Annotated in this window: 14 protein-coding genes and 1 riboswitch; of the genes, 8 read left to right on the top strand and 6 right to left on the bottom strand. The window is 73.5% G+C overall.

Going from position 1 to position 11676, the window contains the following annotated elements; genetic code table 11:
- Positions 1-206 precede the first annotated feature (206 nt).
- Complete coding sequence (locus OGL88_RS17500; protein ID WP_263092289.1) at positions 207-1175, top strand: aldo/keto reductase; 969 nt, start codon at positions 207-209, stop codon at positions 1173-1175.
- Positions 1176-1301: 126 nt separating this feature from the next.
- Here the strand turns inward: OGL88_RS17500 and OGL88_RS17495 are convergent, their stop codons facing one another.
- Positions 1302-1937 (bottom strand): NADPH-dependent F420 reductase, encoded by a 636-nt coding sequence (locus OGL88_RS17495; protein WP_263092288.1) that lies wholly within the window; start codon positions 1935-1937, stop codon positions 1302-1304.
- Positions 1938-2013: 76 nt separating this feature from the next.
- Here OGL88_RS17495 and OGL88_RS17490 point away from each other — a divergent pair, with 76 nt between their 5' ends.
- From OGL88_RS17490 to OGL88_RS17475, 4 genes are all read left to right on the top strand, one after another.
- Positions 2014-2310, top strand: a complete 297-nt coding sequence (locus tag OGL88_RS17490) for a GNAT family N-acetyltransferase (protein ID WP_111087034.1) — start codon at positions 2014-2016, stop codon at positions 2308-2310.
- 22 nt (positions 2311-2332) lie between these two features.
- The gene (locus OGL88_RS17485) at positions 2333-2794 is read left to right on the top strand and encodes a VOC family protein (protein WP_263092287.1); all 462 of its coding nucleotides are present in this window, start codon (positions 2333-2335) and stop codon (positions 2792-2794) included.
- A gap of 82 nt (positions 2795-2876) precedes the next feature.
- Entirely contained in the window at positions 2877-3347 is a 471-nt protein-coding gene (locus OGL88_RS17480; RefSeq protein WP_205462147.1) for a MarR family winged helix-turn-helix transcriptional regulator, read from the top strand.
- Positions 3344-3853, top strand: coding sequence for a metallophosphoesterase family protein (locus OGL88_RS17475; protein ID WP_263092286.1), 510 nt, complete (start codon positions 3344-3346; stop codon positions 3851-3853). Before OGL88_RS17480 ends, OGL88_RS17475 begins: the two co-directional genes overlap by 4 nt.
- Before the next feature lie 67 nt (positions 3854-3920).
- Here OGL88_RS17475 and thiD read toward each other — a convergent pair whose 3' ends face one another.
- The 3 genes from thiD to thiM all read right to left on the bottom strand — a co-directional run bounded on the left by thiD (position 3921) and on the right by thiM (position 7056).
- A complete protein-coding gene (thiD, locus tag OGL88_RS17470; RefSeq protein ID WP_263092285.1) occupies positions 3921-5441 on the bottom strand; it encodes a bifunctional hydroxymethylpyrimidine kinase/phosphomethylpyrimidine kinase in 1521 nt (506 codons plus the stop codon).
- Positions 5438-6187 (bottom strand): thiamine phosphate synthase, encoded by a 750-nt coding sequence (gene thiE / locus OGL88_RS17465; protein ID WP_263092284.1) that lies wholly within the window; start codon positions 6185-6187, stop codon positions 5438-5440. The genes thiD and thiE overlap by 4 nt, the downstream gene beginning before the upstream one ends.
- Positions 6184-7056, bottom strand: coding sequence for a hydroxyethylthiazole kinase (gene thiM, locus OGL88_RS17460; RefSeq protein ID WP_263092283.1), 873 nt, complete (start codon positions 7054-7056; stop codon positions 6184-6186). The genes thiE and thiM overlap by 4 nt, the downstream gene beginning before the upstream one ends.
- Positions 7045-7140: riboswitch (TPP riboswitch) on the bottom strand. (Overlaps the previous gene by 12 nt.)
- 82 nt (positions 7141-7222) lie before the next feature.
- On the opposite strand from thiM, the gene OGL88_RS17455 reads away from it, so the two are divergent.
- Positions 7223-8128, top strand: a complete 906-nt coding sequence (locus OGL88_RS17455; RefSeq protein WP_263092282.1) for an NUDIX domain-containing protein — start codon at positions 7223-7225, stop codon at positions 8126-8128.
- Positions 8129-8205: 77 nt separating this feature from the next.
- Here the strand turns inward: OGL88_RS17455 and OGL88_RS17450 are convergent, their stop codons facing one another.
- Both OGL88_RS17450 and OGL88_RS17445 read right to left on the bottom strand, forming a co-directional pair.
- Entirely contained in the window at positions 8206-9450 is a 1245-nt protein-coding gene (locus tag OGL88_RS17450) for an MFS transporter (protein ID WP_263092281.1), read from the bottom strand.
- Positions 9447-10088 (bottom strand): GntR family transcriptional regulator, encoded by a 642-nt coding sequence (locus OGL88_RS17445; protein ID WP_263092280.1) that lies wholly within the window; start codon positions 10086-10088, stop codon positions 9447-9449. The genes OGL88_RS17450 and OGL88_RS17445 overlap by 4 nt, the downstream gene beginning before the upstream one ends.
- Before the next feature lie 139 nt (positions 10089-10227).
- On the opposite strand from OGL88_RS17445, the gene OGL88_RS17440 reads away from it, so the two are divergent.
- Both OGL88_RS17440 and OGL88_RS17435 read left to right on the top strand, forming a co-directional pair.
- The gene (locus OGL88_RS17440) at positions 10228-10974 is read left to right on the top strand and encodes a phosphotransferase enzyme family protein (protein WP_263092279.1); all 747 of its coding nucleotides are present in this window, start codon (positions 10228-10230) and stop codon (positions 10972-10974) included.
- Positions 10971-11676 (top strand): winged helix DNA-binding domain-containing protein (locus OGL88_RS17435; protein ID WP_263092278.1); only part of this gene is annotated, 706 nt, incomplete at its 3' end. The genes OGL88_RS17440 and OGL88_RS17435, both read left to right, overlap by 4 nt.

The raw sequence follows: 11676 nt of genomic DNA, 5'->3' as shown, positions 1-11676 counted from the left end.
GCCGGTGCTCGCTGCGACGGACGCGGCCGGTTCGACGACCGGTGCGGTCACCCAGGACGGGACGGGACGGCGCGGCCGTTCCGAATCCTGCATGCGATGCGACGCCACTGCGGTGCTCCCTTCGTCGACTGATCCATCGTCAGTTCTAGCGGCAACGGTCGCGGATGTCGCAGCCCCAGTTCCGGGGGCGCCGGTACGTTCGGGGCATGACCGGAATCGAACACCGTCCACTGGGTCCCTCGGGGCTCGTCGTCTCCACCGTCGGCCTCGGCTGCAACAACTTCGGGCGGCCGGGGACCGCCTCCGAGTCGCAGGAGGGCACCGACGCCGTGGTGCGGGCGGCACTCGACGCCGGGGTCACGCTCTTCGACACGGCCGACATCTACGGCGGCCGGCCCGGCATGTCCGAGGAGATGCTCGGCCGGGCGATCGCGGGACGGCGTGACGAGATCGTGCTCGCGACGAAGTTCGGCATGGACATGCAGGGCGCGAACGGCCCGGACTGGGGTGTGCGCGGGTCGCGGCGGTACGTCCGGTTGGCCGTCGAGTCGTCGCTCCGTCGCCTCGGGACGGACTGGATCGACCTGTACCAGATGCACCGTCCCGACGACGTGACGCCGATCGAGGAAACGCTGTCGGTCCTCGACGACCTGGTCCGCGAGGGCAAGATCCGCTACGTCGGCCACTCGAACTTCGCGGGGTGGCAGATCGCCGAGGCCGAGCTGACCGCCTCGATCGCCGGCACGACGGCGTTCGTGTCCGCGCAGAACGAGTACAGCCCGCTCGCCCGTGCCGCCGAGGCCGAGGTGCTGCCGGCCGTCCGCGCCTACGCCCTCGGGTTCCTGCCGTTCTTCCCGCTGTACAACGGGCTGCTGACCGGCAAGTACACGAAGGCCGGGGGGCCGGCCGACGGGCGCCTGTCGACGTCGAAGCCGCAGCTGCTCGAGGACGCCCCGTGGGACGTCCTCGACGACTACCAGCGGTTCTGCGACCACCGCGGCGTCACGATGCTGCAGGCGACGTTCGCGTGGTTGCTCGCGCAGCCGGGGCTGTCGAGCGTCATCGCGGGCGCGACGAAGCCGGAGCAGATCACGCAGAACGTCGAGGCCGGCACCACGTGGGAGCCGACCGAGGACGACCTCGCCGACATGACGGTGATCTTCGACCGGGCGTAGGCGGCGGGCGCCGGGCGCCGGGCGCCAGGCCCGAGTCTCGGGGTGGGCGACAGTTCTCGCGGCGGTCGGCCCGAGGACTGTCGCCCAGCCCGAGTCTCGCCGCGGCGGGGCCGAGACTCGGGGGCGTCAGCGGGTGGCGGCGGAGAGCGCCTCGCGCAGCTGGTCGGCGGTCAGGCGCGGGCCGTAACCGGGGGTGTCCCGCTGGATGCGCCAGCCCTCGGCGAGGGGCCCGGCGTCGACGACGTCGAAGCCGAACTCGTCGATGAGGTCCGCGGTGACCTGCTTCGCCTCGGCGTCGTCGCCCGCGACCACGAGGGCGCGGCGGTCCGGAGTGCCGGCCGGGGTGGCGTGGCCGGTCAGGTCTGCGGCGCCGATGTGGTTGAACGCCTTGACGACCCGGGCGCCGGGCAGGTGGTCCTGCAGCAGCTCGGCCGTCGTCGTCGACTCGTCGTCGAGCGCCGGGATGTGGCCGTCGCGCTCCCAGTAGTAGTTGTTCGTGTCGATGACGACCTTGCCGACGAGCGGTTCCGCCGGGATCGTCTCGATGGCGGCGAGCGGCACCGTCACGACGACGACCTCGCCCGCGGCGGCTGCTTCGTCGCGGGTGGCCGCACGGGCCTGGTCGCCGAGTTCGGCCACCAGGTCGGTCAGGGTCTCGGGGCCGCGTGAGTTCGCGATCACGACCTGGTGGCCGTGCTGCACCGCGAGCCGTGCGAGTTGGGAGCCGATGTTGCCTGCGCCGATGATGCCGATCGTTGTCATGGTGTCCATCCAACGCTCGGCGGCCACGAGCATTCCCGGTGGGGCACCTGCGCCCCGGGCGGAGCATGATGGCGGCATGGACCACGAGTTCCGCGACGAGACCGACCAGGACCGCTACGCGATGTACGTCGGCGGCGAGCTCGTGAGCGTGCTCGACTACCGCGAGAACGGCGACGCGATCGCGTTCCCGCACACGTACACGGTTCCGAAGCACCGCGGGCACGGCTACGCGGCCGAGCTCGTCGAGTACGCGGTCGCCGACGTCGAGACGAACTCGACGAAGCGGGTCGTACCGATGTGCTGGTTCGTCGGCAAGTGGTTCGACGAACACCCCGAGAAGTCAGACCTGCTCATCCGTAGTGCCGCGGACTGAGCCGACGCGAGGAGAGCGCCCCATGCCCACCATCACCCCCTTCCTCTGGTACGAGGACCAAGCCGAGCAAGCCGCCCGGTACTACGTCGACCTGTTCCCCGGCAGTTCGGTCGACAGCGTGGCGAAGACCCCGGACGGCGCGACCCTGGTCGTCGAGTTCACGTTGCTCGGGCAGCCGTACCGGGCGATGAACGGCGGACCCGGACACCCGCACACCGACGCCGTCTCGTTCCAGGTCGACGTCGACACCCAGGACGAACTCGACCGCATCTGGGACGCCCTGCTCGCCGACGGTGGGAAGCCGAGCATGTGCGGCTGGTTGTTCGACCGCTGGGGTGTCGCCTGGCAGGTGACCCTGTCGATGATGGGCGAGCTCATGACCGGGTCGGGCGATCCCGAGGCGAACGCCCGTGTCTTCCAGGCGATGATGACGATGCAGAAGCTCGACATCCCCGCACTCCGGGCCGCAGCTGCAGGTCACTGAGCCCGAACCTCGCGTACCGCCCGGTATGGTGTCGGCACGGAAGACCGCCGGCCGGCGCCGGCACCGACAGGCTGGAGCCACGATGGACCACCCGAGCTCCGGGATCCGGAACAGCGAGATCGGCCGGGCGTACACCGAGCTCGCCCGCATCACCCGACGCGCGAGCATCCGTGCCCGCGGGTCCGACCAGGCGCTGAGCGTGGTCGACCAGTCCCTCGTCGACTTCGTGGTGCAGCACCCCGGCTGCATGGCCATCGACATCGCCCGGTACCTCCGCCTGAACCGTTCGACGATCTCGCGGCAGCTGTCCGGGCTGCTCGCGACGAAGCTCATCGAGACGACCGACGGCGGCACCGGCAACGCGAAGCCCCTGGTGGTGACGGACGCCGGTCGCACCGCGCTCGAGCGCTCCGTGCAGCTGCACCGCGACGCGCTGGAGGAACGGCTCGCCGGCTGGTCCGACGACGACATCGCCCTGCTCGCCGGACTGCTCGAGCGGCTCGGCGCCTCGGACGAGGCCGGGCTGCCGATGCCCGGACGAACCCCGACGTGACCACGTCGTTCGTCCTGCTCTCCGACACGCACCTGCCGAAGCGGGCGAAGGACCTCCCCGCGGCGCTCTGGGCGGACGTCGACGCCGCCGACCTGGTGGTGCACGCGGGGGACTGGGTCGACCTCGACACCCTCGACGCCGTGCAGGCCCGATCCCGCCGGTTCGCGGGCGTGCGCGGCAACAACGACGGCCCCGAGTTCGACGACCGCCTGCCGCTCGTCGCGCGCTTCGCGGTCGAGCACCTGCGGTTCGCGCTGGTGCACGAGACCGGTGCGGCGACGGGCCGGGAGCGCCGCATGGCCGCCGAGTACCCCGACGTCGACGTGCTCGTCTTCGGGCACTCGCACATCCCGTGGGACACCGTCGCACCGTCCGGGCTGCGGCTGCTCAACCCCGGCTCGCCGACCGATCGCCGTCGGCAGCCGGACTTCACGTGGATGCGCGGGACGGTGACGGGCGCGGACCTGGCCGTCGAGCTCGTGCGCCTGCCGCCGCCCCCGCGCTGAGGGACCCAAGGCGCCGAGACTCGGGCCAGGCGACAGTTCTCGGGCCCGGGGCCGCGAGAAGTGTCGCTCACGCCGAGACTCGGGCCTCCGGAACCGTCAGCGGCATCTCGAAGAACGCCAGCTCCCACTCGGTCGAGCGGCGGAACGCCCGCGCCATCCGTCCCCGCTCGGACGGGGTCGCTGATGCCGCCATCTCCTCGACCAGCCGGGTCGCCTCGGCACTCGACGCCGCGAAGCCCGGGTCGCCGTAGGCCGTGATCCAGTCTGCGAACGCGTGCCCGTCCGGCGCCGAGCCGAGCTGCGACCCCACCCAGGCGTAGACCCGGAAGCAGGGGAGCACCGCTGCGGCGAGCACGGCCGCCGACCCGGAGTCCGCCGCCTGCTGCAGGTGTGCGAGGTACCCGGCACAGGTCGGGTGGACGGGGTCGTCGGCGTGGGTGCCGGCGAGGCGTCGGTGGTGCAGGTCGCGGGCCTCGGCGGCGCACCCCTCGGACGCCGCCGTCCAGAAGGCCGCAGCCGCAGGACCGCGACCAGCGCCGGCAGCCGCAGCGCCGGCAGCCGCAGCGCCAGTACCAGCGGCGGCAGCGCTCGCCGCCAACGCGGCCAGGTGCTGCTCGTAGGCCCGCAGGTAGTGCACGTCCTGCGCGAGGTACCCGGCGAACACGTCCGCGTCGAGCGTCCCGTCGCGCAGCCCGACCAGGAACCCGCACTCGATCGTGGCCTGCAGCACGGCGCTGACGTCGGACCACCACACGTCGGTGAAGGGGACCACGGGCAGCAACGCTCGGATCACGGCGCCGTGGTCGATCGGCCCGTTGCCGGACCCGACCTCCAGGGCGTCGGCTCCGCGCAGGGCCGCCGTCAGCCAGGGCTTCGCCACCCCGACCGCGAGTTCCCAGTCCCCGTGCCGAGCGGCGAGCGTCGCGATCGCACTCGACAGGGAGCACCCGGTGCCGTGCGTGTTGGCCGTTCCGACGCGGGGAGCGGTGAACCGCCGAGCGGACCCCGACGGTGACACGAGCACGTCGTCGGAGGTCGGCCCCGCGTCGTGCCCGCCCTTCGCCAGCACGAGCACGTCCCACGTCGACGCCACGAGCCGCGCAGCGTCCAGCGACGACAGCGACGCCGGCGCCGGAGCCCCCGCCAGCTCCGCCAACACCTGCAACTCGGCCCGGTTCGGCGTCACCAGGTCGGCCAGCCCGAACAGCGCCCCCATCGCCGCGGCTGCGTCCTCGTCGAGCAACCGGTCACCACTCGTCGCCACCATCACCGGGTCCACCACGACCACGGGCGGCCGGTGCTCCCGCAACCAGTCCGTCACGACGCGGACGACCGGTGCCGTGCCGAGCATCCCGATCTTCACGGCGTCGATCGTCACGTCGTCCGACACCGCGTCGAGCTGCTCCCGCAGGAACGCGACGTCCGGCACGTGCACCGAGCGCACCCCGTGCGTGTTCTGCGCGACGAGGGCGGTGATCACGCCCATGCCGTACCCGTCGTGCGCCGCGATCGCCTTGAGGTCGGCCTGCAGCCCGGCGCCGCCCGTCGGATCGGTCCCGGCGATGGCCAGGACGCGCGGGACGCTCACGACTCCGCCCCGTGGTGCGACGAAGCCCCCGACGGGAGGAACGGATCGCCCGCCGCGAGCCGCCCCGGCTCCGCCCCGTGGCCGGGTCCAGGGCCCCACGCGGCCACGTACGCGGCCGCTGCGGACCCGGGATCGGCTGCGGCGCAGATGCCCGACACGATCGCGACCCCGGCTGCGCCCGCCGCCCGGAGCGGCGCGACGTCGTCGAGGGTCACCCCGCCGATCGCCACGCACGGCAGGTCCGTCGCCGCCGCGAGCCGGGCGAACCCGTCGTGCCCGAGCGCCGGCGGGTGGTCGGCCTTCGTGGTGGTGGGGTGCACGACCCCGACGCCGAGCAGGTCCACGGTGCCGCGGGGCAGCCGGGCGACGACGGCCAGGTGCTCCGGGGTGTTCGCGGTCAACCCGACGTGCGCGTCCGGCCCGAGCAGGGCACGAGCAGCGGTCACCGGCACGTCCGACTGGCCGAGGTGCACCCCGGCGACCCGGTGTCCCGCGTGCCGAGCGGCGAGGGCGACGTCGAGCCGGTCGTCGACCACCACGCTCGCGCGGTCGCCCACGGCATCGGCGACGGCAGCAGTCAGTGCCAGGAGGTCCCGTGCCGAGGCGTCCTTGTCGCGCACCTGCACGATCCGGACCCCGGCGTGCACCGCGGCGCGGACCACTCCGAGCACACCGACACCGTGCCGGTCAGCCAGGGCGCCGTCGGTGACCAGGTACACGCCGAAGTCCCCCGGCAGCCCGCTCATGCCGGCACCACCAGGGACGCGGGCTCGGCCTCGACCGTGATCCGGGCTTCGCGGACGACGTCCTCGGGGGTGAGCGACGCCAACCGGTCGAGGAACAGCGGCTGGAAGGTGCCGGGACCGCCGGCCTCGCGGGCGGCGAGCTCCGCGGCGATCGTGTGCACCGCGGTCGCCGCGACGGCGGCCGCACCGGCGTCGTCGGGCGCGACCGACGTGAACGCGGCGACGACCGCGCCGAGGGCGCACCCGCCCCCGGTGATCCGCGTCAACAGCTCGGTGCCGTTCGCGACCCGGACCACACCGGTGTCCGGCGCGACCAGCAGGTCGACGGGACCCGACACGGCCACCGCGGCCACGAGCCTCCCGGCCGCCTGACCGGACACGGCGTCGACCGCAGCCGCACGGGCGTCCTCGGTACCCACCGTGCTGTCGACACCGCGGCCACCGGCCGACGTGCCGAGCAGGGCGAGGACCTCGGAGGCGTTGCCGCGCAGCACCGTCGGGTGCAGCGCGAGCAGGTCGCGGGCCAGGGCGGTGCGCACCGGCAGGGAGCCGACCGCGACGGGGTCGAGCACCCAGGGGGTCCCGGCGTCGCGGGCGGCGTGTGCGGCCTCGAGCGACGCGACCCGGGGTTCGGCGTGCGGGGTGCCGGTGTTCACCAGCAGGGCGTCGGCGACCCGGGCGAACGGTCCCGCCTCGGTCGCCACGTCGACCATCGCGGGCGAGGCCCCGAGGGCGAGCAGCACGTTCGCGGTGACGTTCTGCACCACGGTGTTCGTGATGCACTGCACCAACGGGCTCCGGGTACGGACGGCCTCGAGCAGTTCGGCGGTTCGGTGGGCCCAGGCAGGGGAGGGCGCAGCGGTTTCCATGGACGATCCCTTCGCGAGTACGAGCTCGAGCAGGTTCGACGGGTGTGATCTCAGCCGCTGGTTGCGGCACCCCGTGTCTCGATCGACACCGTACACGAGCGGCTGCGTCCTGCCACGGACCGTCGTCTCCGGTCACATGTCCGGCCCCGTGTGACAGGGTTGACGGGTGCCAGACTCCACGCCTCCCGGACCGCCACCAGGCCCCCGCGACCCCGGCGACGCCTGGGCGGTCGGTCCCGACGGCACCAAGGCCTGGGGGCTCTTCGGCGCCGCGGGATTGCTCGTCGACGACGGCGCCGGACGCGTGCTCCTGCAGCACCGCGTCGAGTGGAGCCATCACGGAGGCACGTGGGGCATCCCCGGCGGCGCACGCCACCAGGGCGAGGACGCCGTCACCGGAGCACTCCGCGAGTCCGCCGAGGAAGCCGGTGTGCCGCACGACGGCGTCGACCTGCGCCACACCGCACTGCTCGACCTCGGGTTCTGGACCTACACGACCGTGGTGGGGCGTGCCGCGCGGCCGTTCGAACCGGTGATCGCGGACCGCGAGAGCCTCGCCCTGTCCTGGATCCCCGTCGACGAGGTCGACGACCTGCCGCTGCACCCCGGGTTCGGGGCGTCGTGGCCGGCACTCCGCGCGTCGATCACCACCACCCCGCACGTCGTCGTCGACGCGGCGAACGTCGTCGGCAGCGTGCCCGACGGCTGGTGGAAGGACCGGGCGGGAGCCGCTGCACGCCTGCTGTCGTCGGTGACGGCGCTCGCCGTGTCCGGGGTGACCGCCGACGTGCTGGCGCTGCCGTTCGCCCGGTGGTGGCCGCGGTGGACGGTGGTGCTCGAGGGCGAGGCCCGGGCGGCCTCCGGGTCGTCGGACGGCGCACTGCCCCGTGCACTCGACGTCGTCGCAGCGCCGGGTTCGGGGGACGACGCCGTCGTGGACGCCGCTCGTGCCGCCGTCGAGGCCGGTGTCGGTCCCGTCGTGGTCGTCACGGCCGATCGCGAGCTCCGTGCGCGCGTCGAGGCGCTCGGTGCCGTGGTGCACGGGCCGTCCTGGCTGCGCGACCAGTTCTAGCGGCGGACGACCCTGCGGCAGGCCCCCGCGCGCCGCCCGCGCCGCCCGCGCCGCACGACCGAGAGGCCGGGCCGCGCCTACGCCGTCGGCAGGTACCGCCGTGACGACACGAGCACCGCGCACCACGACACGACGCCGAGCCCGACGATCACCCAGAGGACGACGGGCAGCGCGACGACGTTCGCGATCGCCGCGATCACGGCGGGCGCCAGGAACCCCGCGTACGCCGCCGCGTAGAACACCCCGGTCAGTCCGGCCAGGTCGCGGGACCCGGCGATCCGCTGCACCTCGAGCAGCGACGACACCAGGGCGAGCCCGATCCCGACGCCGATGACGACGTTCGCGACGAGTCCGACCACGACGGACTGCAGCTCGATCGCGACGACGACCACGGCGATGCCGGCGGTCATGCACGCCAGGGCCGTCGTGAGTCCGCGGGCCGAGGTCAGCGAGTGCACGCGCCGCGCGAGCGGTTGGACCGCACTGGACACCCCGAGGGCGACGACGGTCGCGGCGGTGGCGAACATCAGGCCCCACGCGCCGGTGGCTCCGGTGAGCCGGGTCGGCAGGTAGCCGTACCCGATCGCCGCCGAGCCGAAGATCCACGGGGCGGTGACGAGCACCACGCGGGTGAACCGTCGGTGCCCGGCGCTCGGCACCCGCAGCTGGCGCCACCACGGACCGGGGACCCCGCCGGAGCGGTTGGTCTCGGGGGTGCGCCAGACGACGACGGCGAAGGGCAGTGCGACGACGATGTGGACCAGGAAGGGCAGCACCTCGGGGATCGGCCCCCACTGTGCGATGAGCCCGGCCACCAGCGCGCCGGACGCCGAGCCGAGCGTGAACGCCAGCGAGGCCCGGCGGGCACCGGACCCGGCGTCGGCGGTGGGGTCGAAGCGTCCCTGCGACAGCTCCTTCACCCAGCTGTTGCCGACGGCCATCGCGATGCCGACGGTGATGCCGGAGAACAGCCGCCCGGCCGCCAGGAACCCGGGGCCGAGCGGTCCGAGCGCGAGCAGTCCGCTGCCGACGACGGCGGACACGATGGCGGCGAGCATGAGGGGCCTGCGGCCGTGCCGGTCGGACAGCGACCCGGCGACGAGCAGCGCCGGCGCGAGGCCGAGCACGTAGACGCCCAGGAAGACGTTGACGACGACCGACGAGTAGTGCTCGCGGCCCTCGTACATGAGCAGCAGGGGCGAGAACTGGTTGCCGCCCCACGAGCAGACGAACACCGCGCCCCACACGGCGACCCAGGGCAGCACGCGCGCCGAGGGGACGGACAGCGAGCCGGTGGTGGGGATGCTCCCCGTCGCGCTCACAGGGCACCCCGGTGCGAGGCGACGTGGGCGTGCAGGACCTCGGCGTAGCGGGCCGCGTCGCCCGCCGCCAGGGCTGCCGCGAGGGCTCGGTGGTCGTCGAGCGAGGCCTGCAGCTGCGACGGCTGCACCCGCATCAGCTGGTGTCGGAGGCGGTTCTGCCGGTCGCGGAGCGTCTGTGCGAAGCGCACCGCGATCGCGTTCCGCGACGCGCCGATCACCGCACCGTGGAACGCCGCGTCGACCTCGATGAACCGGTCGACGTCGCCCGTCACGACCGCCTGCTCCTGCTCCGCCAGCATGGCCTGGAGGCCCGGGGTGACGTCCGCCACGCGGCCGTCGGTCACGACGCGGGTCGCCGCCGTGGCCTCGATCGCCTCGCGCATCTCCAGCACGTCCGCCGCCTCGTTCGGGGACATCGGGCGCACCACCGCACCCTTGCGGGACTCCAGGGTGAGCAGGTCCTCGGCGGCCAGGCGGAGGAAGGCCTCGTGCACAGGGGTGCGGGACACCCCGATCTCCTGGCACAGGGCGTTCTCGCTGATCGCGGTGCCACCGGGGAGGTCGCCGCGGATGATCGCCCGTTTGACGTGGTCGTACGCGCGCTCGGATGCGGCTTGGGTCGTCGTGTGCTGCTCCACGGTCGTCGATCGTACGCTCTTGCATGCAACGCTGCATGCCGTCATGTGACGTGTTGTTCACACCACCGGCTCACACACGGCGGCACACGTCGATACGCTGGCCGGACGTCAACGGAGACGCACACACAGGAGGTTCCCCATGGAGCGGATCACCAGGGCCGACGACCGAGTCCACCGCCCGGCCGGACCGTGGACACCGACCGTCCACCGGCTGCTCGCACACCTGCACGAACAGGGGTTCGTCGCGGCGCCGGAACCGATCGAGCACGGCGACACCCTCGAGACGGTGACGTTCGTCCCCGGGGTCGCGGGGGAGTACCCGTGGACCGAGGACGTCGCGAGCGAAGCCGCCCTCGTCACGAGCGCCCGACTGCTCCGGCAGTTCCACGACGCCGCGGCCACGTATCCGCTCGACGCAACACGCGACCTCTGGTCACAGGCGGTCCGTGCCCCCGTCGAGACGATCGTGCACGGCGACTTCGCGCCGTACAACTGCGTCTACGACGGCATCCAGGCCGTGGGCCTCATCGACTTCGACACCGCACACCCCGGACCACGGGTCTGGGACGTCGCGAGCGCCGTGTACCGGTTCGCCCCGTTCACCACCGGCGCCGTCGAGGGCCTGACCGCCCCGGACCTCGACGACCGGCTCACCCGAGCCGCCGAGTTCTGCCGCGCCTACGACCTCGACGACCGCTCCCGCAGCGTCCTGGTCGAGACGATGACCGCGTCCCTCGTCGCGATGGTCACCACCATGGAGACCGAGGCCGCCGCCGGCAACCCGAAGTTCGTCAGCGACCTGGCGCACGGGCACGCCGACCTGTACCGGGCGGACGTCGCCTACATCGAGCAGCACGCCGACGCCATCGCCGCCGCCGTCGCGTGACCCCGACCCCTGCGCAGCTCCGCGCGATGCGGCTCGCCGCGCAGGGGATCGCCGTCCCCGATCCCAGCCCCACCGCGACCGTCAAACGGATGACCGCCGTGCAGGGGCAGGACCTCGGCCAGGTCCTCTGGGCCATCGGGGTCCGCACACCCGGGGCGAGTCGTGACGACGTCCGCGCCGCCTTCGACCACGGCGAGCTCGTCCGCTCCTGGCCGATGCGGGGGACCCTGCACGCCGTGCGGCCCGACGACCTGCGGCTCCTGCTCTCCCTGACCGCGGAACGGACCCTGCGCACCATCGCCCGACGCGCCTCCGAACTCGGCATCGACCAGCCCCTGCTCGACCGAGCACGGGACGCCACCGTCGCCGCACTCTCCGGTGGCCGCGCGCTCGTCCGCGACGAACTCTTCGACGAGTACCGCGCCGCCGGCATCGACCCCACCGCCGGCCGCGGCTACCACCTGCTGCTGCAGCTCTCGCAAGAGGGACTCGTCGCCTGGGGGCCCACCGCCCGCGTCGGCCAGGGACTCGTGCTCCTCGACGAGTGGGCACCCGCGGCCGCCGAGGTCCCCGACCGCGACGAAGCACTCCGCCGGGTCCTGCTCGGGTACCTGCGCGGCCGGGGACCCGCCACCGAGGCCGACGCCGCCAGCTGGACGAAGCTCCCGCTCGGCGACCTCCGCCGTGCCCGAGCCGCCGCCG

This window comes from Curtobacterium sp. RIT-PI-V (genome assembly GCF_025642935.1).
In the GTDB taxonomy this organism is placed as follows: Bacteria; Actinomycetota; Actinomycetes; order Actinomycetales; family Microbacteriaceae; genus Curtobacterium.
The sequence above is the reverse complement of the archived record's forward strand: the minus strand, read 5'-3'. Positions and strand labels throughout refer to the sequence as shown.